Origin of the sequence: Pumilibacter muris (assembly GCF_943193045.1) — a bacterium.
Taxonomy (GTDB): Bacteria; Bacillota; Clostridia; order Christensenellales; family Pumilibacteraceae; genus Pumilibacter; species Pumilibacter muris.
Window position 1 is genome coordinate 50,548 of sequence record NZ_CALPCN010000007.1, and the last position, 14,720, is coordinate 65,267.

Genomic DNA, 14,720 nt, shown 5'->3' on the forward strand with positions numbered 1-14,720 from the left:
AACGGTGCTCCTTTAATCTATGCTGAATATATCAACGCCGTCTTTGCCGTCAAGTGCTTTAACGTTCACCGAAACAAGCTCGCTCCGCGAAGTGGGAACGGTTTTCCCGACGTAATCGGCGCCTATCGGAAGTTCTCTTCCTCCCCTGTCTATAAGAACCGCAAGCTGTATCGTTTTGGGGCGTCCCATTTCGCAAAGCGCTTCCATAGCGGCGCGCACGGTGCGACCCGTGAACAAAACGTCGTCCACAAGCACAATATTAGTTTCCGTAATAGAAAACGGCAAATCGGTGCCCTTTATATGCGGGTGGTCGTCTATCAGAGAAAAATCGTCGCGATAAAGGGTTATATCAAGACTTCCGCACGGCACGTCTATGCCTTCTACGTCTTTAATAACTTTTTTAAGCTCTATTGAAAGCGGCACGCCTCTGCGTTGTATTCCCACAAGCGCAAGATTTTCGGCGCCTCTGTTGCGCTCTATGACTTCGTGACCTATGCGAATAAGAGCCCTGCGCATCCCCTCGTCGTTCATGATGGCGGCTTTGAATCTCATAATCTTATTCTCCTTCTCTTTCGAGTTTAGTTAAAACCTCTTTAAAATAATCGGGAAGCGGTGCCATAAACGTCAGTTCTTCGCCCGTAGACGGATGTTTAAACGTTATTTGCGCGGCATGCAACAACTGCCCGTTTAAAGAAAATTTTTGTTTCGAGTAACCGTAGGTTTTGTCGCCTACTACGGGATGCCCTATATACTGAGCGTGCACGCGTATTTGATGAGTTCTGCCCGTTTTAATATAAAACTCCGCAAAACAGTTTGAGCGGAACCGTTGAAGCACTTTGTAAAAAGTAATCGCCTCTTTGCCTTGCGGCAATACCGCCATTTTCTTGCGGTCGCGCGGGCTACGCCCCATATAAGTGCGAATTTCTCCCTCGTCCGATTTTACGTTTCCTTCCAAAACGGCAAGATACTTCTTTTTTACCTCGCGGCGGCTCAGTTGATTGGAAAGCGACAAATGGGCTTTATCGTTCTTAGCGACCAAAAGCACGCCCGACGTGTCTTTATCGAGTCGGTGAACTATTCCCGGACGGATTTCGCCGCCCGCCGCCGATAGCTTGCCGAAACGATATAATAAAGCGTTTACGAGAGTTCCCGACTTATTGCCGGCTCCCGGATGCACGCTCATGCCCTGACGCTTATTCACAACAGCCAAATCGTCGTCTTCGTAAATAACTTCGAGCGGAAGTTCTTCAGGCTCGGCGTTAAGCGTTTTCTCTTCTTCGGTGACGGTAAGCACGTCGCCCGTTTTCAGAATTTTACCGCACTTAAACCGTTCGCCGTTCAAAAGCACTCCGCCGCAATCGGAAAGTTGTTTTATATACGAGCGCGTCTTGCCAGTAAGCGCCGAAAGATACACGTCTATTCTCTCGCCGCCGCATTCAACCGTGTAGGTAACGGGCTCAGCCATTATCGTCTTGTTCCCGCGCTTGCTCTTTTTTCGGCTCGAGTTCTTCGGAAGCGTCCTCGAATCCGTCGGCAACCTCGTTCGCCGAAGAACCGTTCTTTAAATCTCCGTCGTTATGTTCTATAACTTCCGAAGGTTCGGCGGAGACGTTTTCAGTTGCGACTTTTTTCTTAGGTTCTTTGTATATCGCTATAAAATACACCAAGAAAACAATTACGCCTACCGTAAGCCCCATGTCGGCAACGTTGAAAACAGGAAAGCTGTATCCGAGAAACGGCACTTTGCATCCGAAGAATATAATTTCAACGAAGTCGCGCACATAGCGAAGAGCAAGTCGGTCTATAAAATTACCGAGCGCACCCGCAAGAATAAGAGCAAGAGCAAGTCTCATTAAAAAGTGACGCTTGCGGCAACGGTAGAGTATATACGAAAACACGCCCATAGCTATAAGGGTAATAATTAAAAAAATAATTCGAATAGCGTTATCGCCGAGCACTTTTTCAAGTCCGAAAGCGCTACCGAACGCCGCTTTGGTATTGCGGACATAAGTTATATTCAAAAAGTTCGGTATAACCTCTATCGTTTGCCCGTAATACATAAATTTTCCGACAAGCGCTTTGGTAATCAAATCGAGCGCGAGCACGGCGGCAAGCACTATAAGTTCCACGCGAGCGTGCTTTATATATGCCCATGCGGCTTTCCCGAAACGAGTTAAATAGTATGCAAATCCTAAACTCGGTTTAGGCGGCGCGTCTTTTTCGGTTTGTTCCGTTAAAGGCGCCGAAACCGCATTTTCGTCAGGCGCTTCGTTTGCTTCGGCTTCTATGTTCAAAACGTCTCCGTCGGTAAGGTCGTCTTTATTCACGCTGTTTTTATCTTGATTCATAAGGTACCGTTATTCCCACTCCTTCGGGCGACAGCAAGAAAATGTTGCCCGATATTCTGTGAACGCTGCCGCTGAGAGCATAAGTTGCTCCGCTCACAAAGTCCAAAATTCTTTGAGCGGCTGAAGGCTCAACGTTGTCGAGGTTGACAACCGCAGGCTCGCGTTGCTTTAAATAGTCTATTAAAAGTTGCACGTCTTCGGGCGAGCGCGGCTCGTAAACAACCACGTTCGGAAAGTACGGAGTTGCCATAAACTTTGTGCCGAAACTCGCGGTTTGCTTCATAGTTTGCGTTTGCGAATAATTCGGCATGCCGAAACCGCCCGCGTGGGTATCCTCGAAATATTCGAGGTTCTCTCCGTCGCCTCTGTAATTTCTTCCGTTTCTCGCAAAATCGTCGTATTTCATATTCGCTCCTTAAATTCAAGCGTTTTTATTTTAAGTATGTTCTTTCCCCGAACAGTATTCTGCCGGGACGAATCATAGTGCTTCCGTTGCGTATGGCAAGTTCGAAATCGTTGCTCATTCCCACAGACAAAGTGTTTATGCTCGGAAAATTTTTTTTCAGTCTTTCAAAAATTCCGTACATTCTCTCATAAGGCTTGCCGTCGGCTCCTACGGGCGGCACACACATTATGCCTTTCAGCCGAACGCCTCCGAGCGAATTTATTCGGGCGGCTAATTCTTCAGCCATTTCGGGAAGCGCGCCGCTTTTGTTTTCCTCGCCGCAAATATTGATTTCGGCAAGTACGTCGGTTATTATTCCTTTGCGCTCAGACAGTCTGCTTATTTCTTCGGCAAGAGAACTTCTGTCTACCGACTGAATAAGCTTTACCTTTCCTACAACGTATTTTACCTTGTTTGTTTGGAGCGCGCCTATAATGTGCCATGTAAGCGGAGAATGCTCGCTGTATTTTCGAACAAATTCCTGAACTCTGTTCTCGCCCGCCGTATATATGCCGCATTCAGGCAACTCGTTCACAATCTCTAACGGAACGCACTTTGTAGCGGCGACTATTTCTATTTCGCTCTCGTCTCTGCCGGAAGCCGCGCATGCCGCAGATATGCGTTCGCGTAGCCGCATAACGTTGTCTTTAAGACTCATTTACAACCTCCGCAACGTATTCGGCAAACAACTCGGCAAGCGGTATGCCGTTCGCTTCGGCGTTCTTCATATAGGCAGAACTGTTCGCTTCTATAAAAACATATTCGCCTTTCTCGCAGATAAAATCGGCGGAACCGTAATCAAGGTTTAATATCGACGCTATTGTTTCAGCCTTTTTCTTAAGTTCGTCGGAAAGCGGAATTTTGCTCACTTTGCCGCCGAGAAAAACATTCGAACGAAAATCGGTTGTATTGAGACGCTCTACCGCACCTACGGCTTTCTTACCCACCACATAAACGCGAATATCCGAACCCGCACATTTTCCCGACACAAACCTCTGAAAAAGGTGCTGAACGTGAGCAAGTTTTGTGTGCAGCGCCGCAAGTTCCGTCCTGTTTTCAGCCAAATATACTTGCCTGCCCTGACTCCCCACGCATTCCTTTACAACCGCAGGATAAGCTATTTGTTTTTCCACCGCATTTAAAAAGTTTTCGTCCTCGCCGCTCGAAACGTCGTACACAAGAGGCGCGATTACAGTTTCGGGAAGCTCGATTTTTCCCGCAAGCGCCGCAAAAGTTTTCTCTTTATCGTCGCACAGTTCGGTGGTTTCGGCACTGTTAAAAAGCCTTATTCCCGCTCTCTCCAACGCACGGGCAAGAGCGGCGTCTTTATCCCAAAACACGGCATAACCGCAGTCGGGCGCTTCAAACGGAAAGCCCGCAAATAAATTATCGGCAAGAAACAGCAAAATATTACGCTTATCAAACTCGTCATGCAACCGTTCGAACACATAGTCCATGCCCGAATCCGTATAATATTTGTTTCTGACGAAAGCGACCCTTTTGCGCATACCTACCTCACCGAATAGTATACACTACAAAAGCAAATTTTGCAAGCTATTTCACACGGTGTAAAAAGCCGCAATGCCAACAAAACGCCCGCGACATAATCGCAGGCGTTTGTTACTTTATTCCTTATTCGAATTTTGTGCGCTTTTTATATTCGGTATGCAGAACTTCGTGAGCCTTGTGGCTGTTCGGTTCTCCGAAATATTCGGAATACAGCTTTTTAACCACAGGGTTTTCGTGGCTCTTGCGAATTTTCGCCTTTTTATCCGATTTATAAATGGCTTTCGCGCGAAGAGTTTTTATATCGGTTGTGTTAAGCACCTTAGCGGGGTGAATGGGCTGACCGCCGCCGTTCACGCAACCGCCCGGACACGTCATGATTTCAACGAATTGATAATCTGCGGTTCCGTTTTTGATTTGTTCCATAATGGTTTTCGCGTTTTGAAGAGTGTGTGCAACGGCAACTTTTACCTTTGTGCCGTTCATATCCACAACTGCGGTTTTAATACCTTTTGTGCCGCGAACCGCTTTAAAGTCAAGCTTTTCGGGCTCTTTACCCGTAACAACTTCGTAAACCGTTCTGAGCGCGGCTTCCATAACGCCGCCCGTCGCACCGAACAACAAACCGGCGCTGCTGCCTTCGCCTATCGGATTATCGAACTCGCCGTTCGGCATTTTCGATAAGTCTATTCCTTGCGATTTTAGAAGTTTTGCAAGTTCGCGCGTGGTAAGCACAACGTCTATATCGGGATATCCGCTCGCCGATTGATGTTCGCGCGTGCGTTCGAATTTTTTCGCCGTGCAAGGCATAACAGCCACAACCACCATTTTGGCGGGGTCTATTCCGAATTTTTCGGCATAGTACGTTTTCATTATTGCACCGAACATTTGCTGAGGCGATTTGCAAGTTGAAAGATGCCCTATAAGTTCGGGATAATAATATTCAATATACCGAATCCAACCGGGACTGCAACTCGTAATCATAGGCAACTTCGCTTTGGGGTCTTTAAGACGAGAAAGGAATTCGTATCCCTCTTCCATAATCGTCATATCCGCAGCCATGTCAACGTCGAACACCTTATCGGCGCCGAGCGCTTTTATAGCCGACACCATTTTGCCCTCCACGTCGGTTCCTATGGGATAACCGAATTCTTCGCCTATCGCCACGCGCACAGAAGGCGCGGTGCCTATAATAACATATTTATCGGGGTCGGCAAGCGCTTCGAGCACTTCGTGGGTATTGTCGCGCTCCGTAAGCGCTCCTACGGGGCAAACGTTTATGCACTGCCCGCACGCCACGCAAGGCACGGTGTCGAGCGAACGCTCGAACGCGCAACCTATATGCGTGTTAAACCCTCTGCCGTTGGGACCGATAACGCCCACGCCCTGAATCTTGTTGCACACCGCGACGCAACGGCGGCAAAGTATGCACTTATTATTGTCGCGCACCAAATAAGGGTTGGTATCGTCGGGCAAATATTTTTTTGTAACGCCTTCGTAAGCTACGGGGTCGCAACCGTATTCGAGGCTGAGCGATTGCAATTCGCAATTTCCGCTACGCACGCACGACAAACATTTTTTCTCGTGGTTGGAAAGAATGAGTTCTATTGTGGTTTTGCGCGACTTCTTAACCTTAGGGGTGTTGGTGAAAACCTCCATTCCCTCGCGCACAACGGTTGAGCAAGACGCCGCAAGATTGCGCATTCCCTTAATTTCAACCACGCACACGCGGCAACTTCCGTCGTTGGTAACGTCTTTTAAGTAGCACAGCGTGGGAATATGAAATCCCGCCGCGCGAGCCGCGTCTAACACTCTCGTGCCTTCGTCTACCGTAACGGGCACGTTGTTTATTTTTAATGTAACTTGCTTTTTCATAACGTTTCTCCCTATTTCTCGATTGCGCCTTTGGGGCAACGCGCGATACATGCGCCGCACTTAATACATTTGGCGGGGTCGATTGTGTGCTTTTGTTTAATTTCTCCCGAAATCGCGTTCACGGGGCAATTACGTTTACACAATCCGCAACCGATACATTTCTCTTCCACGATTTTGTACGAAACGAGCGCCTTACATACGCCTGCGGGGCATTTTTTATCGCGCACATGCGCAACGTATTCGTCGCGGAAATAGCGGAGAGTGCTTAAAACGGGGTTAGGCGCCGTTTGTCCGAGTCCGCAAAGCGAATTTTCTTTTATGTAGTAGCAAAGCTCTTCCATCTTGTCGAGGTCTTCCATTTCGGCGATGCCTTTGGTAACCTTATCGAGCATTTCGTAAAGACGCTTATTCCCTATACGGCAAGGGGTGCATTTTCCGCACGACTCGTCTACCGTAAATTCGAGGAAGAATTTCGCAATATCCACCATGCAGTTGTCTTCGTCCATTACAATCAATCCGCCGCTACCCATCATTGAGCCTATAGCTATAAGATTGTCGTAATCTATTTTGGTGTCTATCAGCGACGCGGGAATACAGCCGCCGCTCGGTCCGCCCGTTTGCGCGGCTTTAAACTTTTTGCCGTGAGGCACACCGCCGCCTATTTCTTCGATTATGGTTCGGAGCGTTGTTCCCATAGGAATTTCCACCAGCCCCGTGTTGTTTATTTTACCGCCGAGAGCAAACACCTTAGTGCCCTTGCTCTTTTCGGTTCCCATAGAAGCGAACCACTCTGCCCCGTTAAGAATTATTTGAGTTATATTACCGTATGTTTCAACGTTGTTTATAAGCGTGGGCTTACCGAACAAACCTTTAACCGCAGGGAACGGCGGACGTTGACGGGGTTCGCCACGCTTTCCTTCGGTGCTTTGCAATAGCGCGGTTTCTTCGCCGCAAACAAACGCGCCTGCGCCAAGCCTGAGCTCGATGTCAAATTTCTTTCCGAGTCCCATCGCGTTATCGCCCAAAATACCGTATTCGCGCGCCTGCCCTATTGCCACTTCGAGGCGGTGCACCGCAATGGGATATTCGGCGCGAACGTATATGTATCCTTTTTCCGCTCCGATTGCGTAGCCCGCAATCATCATAGCTTCTATTACCGAATGAGGGTCGCCTTCGAGCACAGACCTGTCCATAAACGCGCCCGGGTCGCCCTCGTCTGCGTTACAAACAACATACTTCGTATCCGACACGGAGTTGTGAGCAAATTCCCACTTTGTTCCCGTAGGGAAACCGCCGCCGCCGCGTCCTCTCAGTCCGCTGCGCTTGATTTCGTCTATAACTTCGAGCTGCGACATTGTTGTCAGCACTTTCTCATAAGCCTTGTAGCCGTCGCGCGCAAGATATTCGTCGATATTTTCGGGGTCGATAAGTCCGCAATTTCTGAGCACAACGCGTTTTTGACTCTTATAAAACGAAGTTTCGTTTATCGCCTTATGCGCGCCGTCGGCGTCTTTTTCGCTGTGCAAAAGCCTTTCTACGGGTTTGCCGCCCTTTATGTGTTCGAACACGATTTCGCGCGCGTCTTCGGGTTTCACATGCTGGTAAAACGAACCTTCGGGATACACAACCACAATAGGACCTTTCGCGCAAAGTCCGAAGCAACCCGTCATAATGAGTTTAACTTCTTTATCGAGCCCCGTTTCAATAAGCGCGGCTTTAAGTTCTTCAACTATCTTTTTGCTGTTACCCGAAGTGCACCCCGTGCCTCCGCAAACGAGTATGTGAGCGCGCACGTCGGCGTCGGGAACAACTCCGTCGAATATCGCGCGGTTGCACAAACAGTTTTTCATGCGTTCGCGTATTTCCTGCAACTCTTGCAAAGTTTTCATAATATATCTGCTTCCTCCGTTACTTTTCGCGTCAGTCGTTATATTTTGCGAGAATCTTGTCTACGTCGTCAACCGTAACTTTGCCGTACACTTCTTCGTTTACGGTGAGCACGGGAGCGAGTCCGCAACAACCTATGCAACGGGTTGCGTCAAGAGTAAATTTGCGGTCGGGCGTGGTTTGCCCCGCGTCGATTCCGAGCTTTTCTTTAAACTTATTTAAAACGTCGCCGCTTCCTTTAACGTAGCAAGCGGTGCCCAAACAAATCCCTATAGTGTATTTGCCTTTGGGGTTAAGATTAAATTGCGAATAAAACGTGGCTATACCGTATATTTCTTCAAGCGGTACGTCGAACTTATCCGCTATGCGCGTTTGCACCTCTATGGGCAAATACCCGTAAATTTCCTGCGCTTTTTGCAAAGCTTTCATAAGAGGACCGGGAACGTTTTCAAGCTCCTTTAAAACCTCGTCGAACGCTTTGTCTTGCTCCGCCGTGCCGACAAAATTGTTACTCATAGTGACCTGTCTTCTCCTGATTAGTTTTTTAATATGCGCTTGCCGCGCTTTCGCAATAAAAAAGGCGCTGCAATGACGGCGCCCTTCCCATCATTTGCCATAAGTCCGAAAACACACAGCATTGATTAAATCATAACACAAACGGAGTTTTTTTTCAAGTATTTACGACATATTTTTTAATTTATTCGCAAATTCGTTCGTTTCTTTGCAAATTTTGACCGCCGTTTCGCACAGGGCGTATTTTACCGCTTGCGGAATGTTTCCGTCCGAACGCGCCAGAACGTCGAGCGACGCGCCCACCGACGTAAAAAGCGCGCTCAAATAATCGCTTGCGGCGGCGTCGAGCGCCTTACATTCTCTTGCGTATTCCTCGCACGCCACGCTCATTTTAAGAGCGGCGTATTGAGCGGCGGCTTCCGATATTTCCTTTGTGTCGGTTTTAACCGATATCGAATACAATTCGTCGAAAAGCGCGGCGGGACGGGCAAGCAAATCTTTTAAAAGCGTCGCGTTTTTCTTAGGTTTGTCTATTGCTATTTTCGGACAAGACACCGAAAAGACCGACGCGGTTTCGCCCTCGCCAGTAAGCCGTTCTTTAACCGAAACGGCGTCCGACTTATTTGCGTAACAACTTGCCGCAACGTTATATTTCTCGGCGCCGTGCAAATATCCCGCGCCGCCGGAATTTACAACCGCTTCGGCGCGCGAAGAAGCTTCGCTGAGTTCGGAATATTCGCCCATAGAAACAAACCAAAATTCGCGCGCGTCTACCGTAATCTTTCCCGCAGCGCGCGAAAACCACAAAATAACACCTACCGCTATTAAACTGAGCACCACCGTAACCGCAACTATTCTGCCCCAATACACCTTTCTTACGGTGCGCTTTTTAGTTATGATATAAGGTTCGTTGTCTTGCATATCGTCTCCCTTTGTGGTATAATAACGTTAGAGGGCGTATAAAAGCGCTCTAACGAGAAATTATTACTCCACTACTTACAAATATTCACGGAGAAGCACCGATATGCAATATCATATTCAAACCGACCCCATTTGGGAAGCGTTCAAAAGCGGATGCGACTGTCCTCTTTGCGAAATTTACGCTGCAAGCGAGGCGCGCCTTGTGGGGCAATACCTCGACGAAGCGGTTATGGCTCCCGAGTTTCGGGTGGAAGTAAACAAATACGGATTTTGCCGCGAGCACATAAGAAAACTGTTCGCGGGCAAAAACAAACTCGGGCTCGCTTTGCAACTGCACACTCGAATGCTATCGGTGCGTTCCGTTATTTCGCCTTGCAAATCGTATAAGCAAGCGGTTAAACAGGCCGACGAACTCGAAAAAACGGCGGATACCTGCGTTATATGCCGCACGGTAGACGAAATGATGCTCCGTTATGCGCGCACAATAGCTCAAATGTTTACCAACGAAGAAGAATTCCGCAACGTTTTTTCCAAAAGCAACGGATTTTGTATTCCGCATTACATTCTGCTTTTGCGCGAAAGCAACAAAGCGGGCGGATTAACTCAAAAATATCTTACCGAACTGACATATTTGCAAAACCGCTCGCTCGACCGCACGGCAAACGCTCTCGAACGATTTACTAATATGTTCGACTACAGAAATGCGGGTAGCGCCGTTAAGCCCGACCCCGAAACCGTTCCCGCCGCAATCAAAAAATTAAAAGGACGTGTTTTATAACGAACTAAACAGAATACGTCTTAAGCTCTTCGGCAATAGTTACCGACTCTAACGGCGAAACGTATTCAAGCTCGGGATTTAAATGCGACGCTATTACGGGCACAGATAAAGTTCTTGACAAATACGCGGCGTCCGCGAGCGAAAGATGGGGCGCCGACGAATTTTTTTCTTTTCCGCAATCGAGTAGCAAAAGGTCGCTCCCTTCCGAAAATTTGCAAAGTTGAGAGCAAAACGATGTATCGCCGCTGTAAAACAGCGTTTTTGTTCCGTCGCTTATTTTAACGGCGTAACTTTCAAGCGGGTGTTGCATTTTTTCAAAATTCAATTCGAACTCCCCTATTCGAATTTTCTCACGAAGAGGCACGGCTTCGAATCCTTCGAGGTCGGCAATTAAACTTTTTTGAAAGCAATCGGTTTGAGGAAACACAAGCGGCAAAGACATTCCTTTCGCTTTTAAACAATAGCTAAGCGGCAACAAATCGCAAATATGATCGTAATGCAAATGACTTAAAATTACGGCATTCACCGCGTTAAGTTCAGTAAAATTCAACAAGCGCCCAAACGCGCCGCTTCCGAAATCGAGCGCTATGCAAGTGCTTTCGCCTTTCACCAAATACGACGACGTTCCGCCGCCCTTTTTAGGATAAGGTCCGTATTTTCCGAGTATCGTAAGTTCCATTATTTTCTCCTTAAATTATTTGCAAACGTACATTTTTAAGTTGCCATTTCACAGTTTTTCGATTTTGTCAAGAGGTTTTACATAAATTTTTTTGAAAATATTTTTAAATACCTATTGATTTTTGCCTTTTTGTAGGCTATACTATATGTGTAAGGAAAAGAAATACATTTTCCTGCGATGTGCGACGGTATGTGTAATATTTAACCACAGAACTTATAAGGGATTGCTTGTATATGCGCAATATGTCGGGCCGCAACCGCGAATTTATTCGAACAACGGTTTTCCTCCAAATTCCAACTCGGAGCAAACAGCGGAAGACAGACGGCGCAATCGGCTTGCCCACCTGCCAAACGGCGGGTTAGAGTTAGCATACCGACGGCATACGCGGGTTTCCCACTGAGGACTGCAAACATAAAATTTGCAGTCCTTTTTTTCGGTTTTTTCGCTCACGCTTGCAAACGCCTTTTACACGAAACGCAATTTTTACACAGCGCGCAAACCGCTGAAATATCCCCTAACCTTTTCGAGCAACCCTTCGTCGTTGCAACCGCCGAGAAACCGCGCAACGTATTCGCGCTCTATTGCGTCGGCGGGAACACCGCGCCCGCACGCGATTTCGGCGTGTTTTAAAAACACTTCTTCGCCGTCGGCAAGTTCGGCGTACTTTTTCATTGCGGCTTCCGCTTTTTCATAGTCGCCGCTCTCTATAAAACAATCTATAAGCGAAGCTATAACGGCATCGTCCTCTTTAAGCGCAAGCGCCGACGCGATATAACGTTCGGCACGAGAATATTTTTTCTCTTCGAGCAACGCGAGTCCCGCCGCAAAAATATAGTAAGCGTCGTCGGTTTTTCGCAACTGCTTTATATACTTTTTGGCAAGCTTTTTGTTTCCTTCGGCAAGCGCCGCTCGAATCAACATGCAACAATATTGCGGAGTGTCGTTTATATGCTGAATAAGATATGCGTAATCGGTTACGGCGTCGGCATATTCGCCCATTTTAAAATACGATTCCGCTCTAACAAGATAACCGTATTCGGTTCGAGGGCGCCCCTCTATATAACGCGTCGCCCATTTTACAACGTTTTTAAAATTGAATAGCAAGCTATCGAGCGCTATGAGTTTTTCGAGCGCCGCAGGATAGTCGGGATTCACGTCGAACGCCTTTCGAGCCGCATTGTACGCAGCCGAAAAATTATTGTCGGCAAGGCAAATTTCGGCGCGTATGTCGTAATACACCTCGCTCGCTCTTCCTTCCAAAAGATATGTGTCGAGCACGTCGAGCGCTTCTTTGTGCCTACCTAAAAACGTCAGGCACAGCGCTTTGTCGAGGATAGACTCGTTAAGTTTGTAAGTGCTTATCAGCACATCGAGGTCGGAAACAGCTTTTTCGTATTCCTCGCATGCCATATAAATTTCGCTTCGCTTTAAATATGCGGTAGGGTCGGAAGGACGCACCGCCGCCATTTCGTCGGCAACGGCAAGCGCTCGGCGGTATTCTTTTCCGTCGCGATAAATATCTATTAACCCCGAATATGCTCCGCTGTAAAAAGTGTCGGAAAAATTTTTGGCTTCTTCGTATAGCCGCACGGCTTCTTCCGTTTTTCCCGATTCTCGGCAAATCGACGCCGCGTTGTCGTATAGCGACCAAGCGTGAGCCAAAAAGTTGGTTTCCGCTATTGTCGAACGTCCAACCGCTATCGCTTTCAAATAGTCGCAAAGCGCTTCGTCGAATTTTCCCGAAGTATGATACGAATATCCTCTGCGCGAATATGCGTTGAAAAGGGTCGCCATGTCCGCGTCGGCGCTCTCTATAACGCCTGTGTATTTTAAAATGCTGTTTTCTGCGTCGCTCTTTTTAGGGTCGGGCACATATAGCTCTTCTACGCCCACGTCGAATTCAAATTCGACCGTTTCGGTATCTTCGGACGGCGGATAGTCTACCATAGCGAAATCGCAAATAACGCCCGTAGGAGTTCCCTTTTCGTCGCACCCTATAAACGCCTTATATGTTCCCTCTCCCCACCCCGTGTTAAACACAGGAAGTTTCAATTCTTTAACGTCGCAAACCTGCGCGCAGCTTCCGTCCATATTCACGGCGCCGTCGAGAGGATGAAAAGTTTCTTCGCCGTCTTTAACAAGCTTAACGAATTCGTTGAGTTCTTTTTTGTCGCAAAGCGCTCCGAACCCGCTGCCGATTACCGTTCCCACAATTTCGTTCGGATTACGCAATTTAAGAATCTCGCGCTCGTCGGTAAACGCAAGTTTCCATTCCCGCGAATTTCGGGCGAAACCGCCGTCAAGCCCCGCAAGCGCCACTCGCTTTCCGTTGCTCGTTGACACCAGCATCATAAACGGACGGTATTTTCCTTTAACGAATTTAACTGTGAACGGCTTGCCGCCGCTCGGGCTGTAAGGGTCGAAAAAACAGACTTCTCCGGTTGAAACCTCTATAGGCTCGCAATCCACGCGCTCAAGCTTATAGCCGCTCAAATCGCCGCCCGAAAGCACGGCGGAATAATCCGTCTCACCGAAAAGTCTGTTTTTAAATATCCTCTCAACTTTTTTCATAATATATTTTTAGTTAAAATATATCCTTAAATCTTTTCATTGCCTCCGCAGTATTCTTTTCGTCGTTAAACGCGGTTAAGCGGAAAAATCCTTCGCCGTTGCGCCCAAACCCCGCGCCCGGAGTGCCGACAACGTTGGCGTTATGAAGCAATCGGTCGAAAAACGCCCAACTGTCGGCGCCGCACTTAAACCAGATATACGGCGAATTAACTCCGCCTGTATGATACACGTTCATGCTTTTGAGCGTGTCGGATATTAGAGCGGCATTTTTTTTGTACGATTCTATATTCTTGCGTATTTGAGCTTTGCCCTCTTTGCCGAAAACAGCCTCAGCCATGCGTTGAACAACGTAAGACACGCCGTTAAACTTTGTGGACTGACGGCGCAACCACATTTTGTTCAATTCTCCGAGAGCGTGCGGCACAATAGTGTAGCCGCAACGGGTGCCCGTGAAGCCCGCCGTTTTACTGAACGAGCAAAACTCGACCGCGCATTTTTCCGCGCCTTTAACTTCGAAAATAGAGCGGGGCAAATTTTCGTCTCCCACAAAAGCCTCGTATGCCGCGTCGAACAGAATAACGGCGTTGCACGAAAGCGCGTAGTCCACCCATACGGCGAGTTGCTCGCGCGTGTACACAGCGCCCGTAGGATTATTCGGCGAACATATATAAATTATGTCCGCTTTGGTTTTTCCGTCGGGAAGAGGTAAAAAACCGTTACCCTCGTGCGCGTCGGCATAAACTATTTTTCTGCCCTGCATAACGTTTGTGTCAACATACACGGGATAAACGGGGTCTGGCACAAGAACGGTGCAATCTTCCGAGAATAAATCGAGAATGTTTCCAACGTCCGACTTTGCCCCGTCGGACACGAACACTTCCGTTTCGTCAACGCTTATGCCGCGCTCGCGGTAAGCGCCCGCAATAGCTTCCGTAAGAAACGAATAGCCGCGATACGGTCCGTAGCCTCTGAAAGTTTCTTTAACGCCCATTTCCTCTACGGCTCGCTTCCCCGCTTCCACAACCGCAGAGCAAAGCGGAAGCGTTACGTCGCCTATTCCGAGCTTTATAATATTTTGAGCGGGGTGCTCCTTTTTATACGCCGCAACGCGGTTTTCTATTTCGGCAAAAAGATAACTGTCTTTTAAATCGGCAAAATGCTTGTTAAGTTTCAAAACTCATTTCCTCCGCATTTTTT

14 protein-coding genes are annotated in these 14,720 nt (G+C 47.9%); 1 reads left to right on the forward strand and 13 read right to left on the reverse strand.

The window, feature by feature from the left end; genetic code table 11:
* Nucleotides 1-12: 12 nt before the first annotated feature.
* From pyrR to NFR62_RS08500, 10 genes are all read right to left on the reverse strand, one after another.
* Nucleotides 13-552 carry a bifunctional pyr operon transcriptional regulator/uracil phosphoribosyltransferase PyrR gene (pyrR, locus tag NFR62_RS08455; protein ID WP_251617398.1) on the reverse strand — a complete coding sequence of 180 codons (540 nt, stop codon included), beginning with the start codon at nucleotides 550-552 and terminating at the stop codon, nucleotides 13-15.
* A 4-nt stretch (nucleotides 553-556) separates the two neighbouring features.
* Nucleotides 557-1,465: an RluA family pseudouridine synthase gene (locus tag NFR62_RS08460; protein ID WP_251617400.1), complete on the reverse strand. Its 909-nt coding sequence runs from the start codon at nucleotides 1,463-1,465 to the stop codon at nucleotides 557-559.
* Complete coding sequence (lspA, locus tag NFR62_RS08465; protein WP_251617402.1) at nucleotides 1,458-2,348, reverse strand: signal peptidase II; 891 nt, start codon at nucleotides 2,346-2,348, stop codon at nucleotides 1,458-1,460. The genes NFR62_RS08460 and lspA overlap by 8 nt, the downstream gene beginning before the upstream one ends.
* Nucleotides 2,335-2,754 carry a cell division protein SepF gene (locus NFR62_RS08470; protein WP_251617410.1) on the reverse strand — a complete coding sequence of 140 codons (420 nt, stop codon included), beginning with the start codon at nucleotides 2,752-2,754 and terminating at the stop codon, nucleotides 2,335-2,337. Before NFR62_RS08470 ends, lspA begins: the two co-directional genes overlap by 14 nt.
* A 25-nt stretch (nucleotides 2,755-2,779) precedes the next feature.
* Entirely contained in the window at nucleotides 2,780-3,451 is a 672-nt protein-coding gene (locus NFR62_RS08475; protein WP_251617418.1) for a YggS family pyridoxal phosphate-dependent enzyme, read from the reverse strand.
* Nucleotides 3,441-4,301: an ATP-grasp domain-containing protein gene (locus tag NFR62_RS08480; protein ID WP_251617422.1), complete on the reverse strand. Its 861-nt coding sequence runs from the start codon at nucleotides 4,299-4,301 to the stop codon at nucleotides 3,441-3,443. The genes NFR62_RS08475 and NFR62_RS08480 overlap by 11 nt, the downstream gene beginning before the upstream one ends.
* A 124-nt stretch (nucleotides 4,302-4,425) precedes the next feature.
* Nucleotides 4,426-6,174, reverse strand: coding sequence for an NADH-dependent [FeFe] hydrogenase, group A6 (locus NFR62_RS08485; protein WP_251617431.1), 1,749 nt, complete (start codon nucleotides 6,172-6,174; stop codon nucleotides 4,426-4,428).
* A gap of 11 nt (nucleotides 6,175-6,185) precedes the next feature.
* Entirely contained in the window at nucleotides 6,186-8,063 is a 1,878-nt protein-coding gene (nuoF, locus tag NFR62_RS08490; RefSeq protein WP_251617433.1) for an NADH-quinone oxidoreductase subunit NuoF, read from the reverse strand.
* Between the two features lie 31 nt (nucleotides 8,064-8,094).
* A complete protein-coding gene (locus NFR62_RS08495; protein WP_251617435.1) occupies nucleotides 8,095-8,577 on the reverse strand; it encodes an NADH-quinone oxidoreductase subunit NuoE family protein in 483 nt (160 codons plus the stop codon).
* Between the two features lie 162 nt (nucleotides 8,578-8,739).
* On the reverse strand, nucleotides 8,740-9,495 hold the full coding sequence (locus NFR62_RS08500) for a hypothetical protein (RefSeq protein ID WP_251617437.1): 756 nt from the start codon (nucleotides 9,493-9,495) through the stop codon (nucleotides 8,740-8,742).
* A gap of 103 nt (nucleotides 9,496-9,598) precedes the next feature.
* On the opposite strand from NFR62_RS08500, the gene NFR62_RS08505 reads away from it, so the two are divergent.
* Entirely contained in the window at nucleotides 9,599-10,273 is a 675-nt protein-coding gene (locus NFR62_RS08505; RefSeq protein ID WP_251617439.1) for a DUF6062 family protein, read from the forward strand.
* Between the two features lie 4 nt (nucleotides 10,274-10,277).
* Here the strand turns inward: NFR62_RS08505 and NFR62_RS08510 are convergent, their stop codons facing one another.
* The 3 genes from NFR62_RS08510 to NFR62_RS08520 form a co-directional block, all read right to left on the reverse strand.
* Nucleotides 10,278-10,952 (reverse strand): MBL fold metallo-hydrolase, encoded by a 675-nt coding sequence (locus NFR62_RS08510; RefSeq protein WP_251617441.1) that lies wholly within the window; start codon nucleotides 10,950-10,952, stop codon nucleotides 10,278-10,280.
* 483 nt (nucleotides 10,953-11,435) lie between these two features.
* Complete coding sequence (locus NFR62_RS08515; protein ID WP_251617442.1) at nucleotides 11,436-13,523, reverse strand: DUF4241 domain-containing protein; 2,088 nt, start codon at nucleotides 13,521-13,523, stop codon at nucleotides 11,436-11,438.
* 13 nt (nucleotides 13,524-13,536) lie between these two features.
* Nucleotides 13,537-14,697 carry an LL-diaminopimelate aminotransferase gene (locus NFR62_RS08520; RefSeq protein ID WP_251617443.1) on the reverse strand — a complete coding sequence of 387 codons (1,161 nt, stop codon included), beginning with the start codon at nucleotides 14,695-14,697 and terminating at the stop codon, nucleotides 13,537-13,539.
* Between the last annotated feature and the right edge of the window lie 23 nt (nucleotides 14,698-14,720).

Coding starts and splice junctions, on each gene's coding strand:
- pyrR (WP_251617398.1), bottom strand. CDS start 552: ATGAGATTCAAAGCCGCCATCATGAACGACGAGGGGATGCGCAGGGCT.
- NFR62_RS08460 (WP_251617400.1), bottom strand. CDS start 1,465: ATGGCTGAGCCCGTTACCTACACGGTTGAATGCGGCGGCGAGAGAATA.
- lspA (WP_251617402.1), bottom strand. CDS start 2,348: ATGAATCAAGATAAAAACAGCGTGAATAAAGACGACCTTACCGACGGA.
- NFR62_RS08470 (WP_251617410.1), bottom strand. CDS start 2,754: ATGAAATACGACGATTTTGCGAGAAACGGAAGAAATTACAGAGGCGAC.
- NFR62_RS08475 (WP_251617418.1), bottom strand. CDS start 3,451: ATGAGTCTTAAAGACAACGTTATGCGGCTACGCGAACGCATATCTGCG.
- NFR62_RS08480 (WP_251617422.1), bottom strand. CDS start 4,301: ATGCGCAAAAGGGTCGCTTTCGTCAGAAACAAATATTATACGGATTCG.
- NFR62_RS08485 (WP_251617431.1), bottom strand. CDS start 6,174: ATGAAAAAGCAAGTTACATTAAAAATAAACAACGTGCCCGTTACGGTA.
- nuoF (WP_251617433.1), bottom strand. CDS start 8,063: ATGAAAACTTTGCAAGAGTTGCAGGAAATACGCGAACGCATGAAAAAC.
- NFR62_RS08495 (WP_251617435.1), bottom strand. CDS start 8,577: ATGAGTAACAATTTTGTCGGCACGGCGGAGCAAGACAAAGCGTTCGAC.
- NFR62_RS08500 (WP_251617437.1), bottom strand. CDS start 9,495: ATGCAAGACAACGAACCTTATATCATAACTAAAAAGCGCACCGTAAGA.
- NFR62_RS08505 (WP_251617439.1), top strand. CDS start 9,599: ATGCAATATCATATTCAAACCGACCCCATTTGGGAAGCGTTCAAAAGC.
- NFR62_RS08510 (WP_251617441.1), bottom strand. CDS start 10,952: ATGGAACTTACGATACTCGGAAAATACGGACCTTATCCTAAAAAGGGC.
- NFR62_RS08515 (WP_251617442.1), bottom strand. CDS start 13,523: ATGAAAAAAGTTGAGAGGATATTTAAAAACAGACTTTTCGGTGAGACG.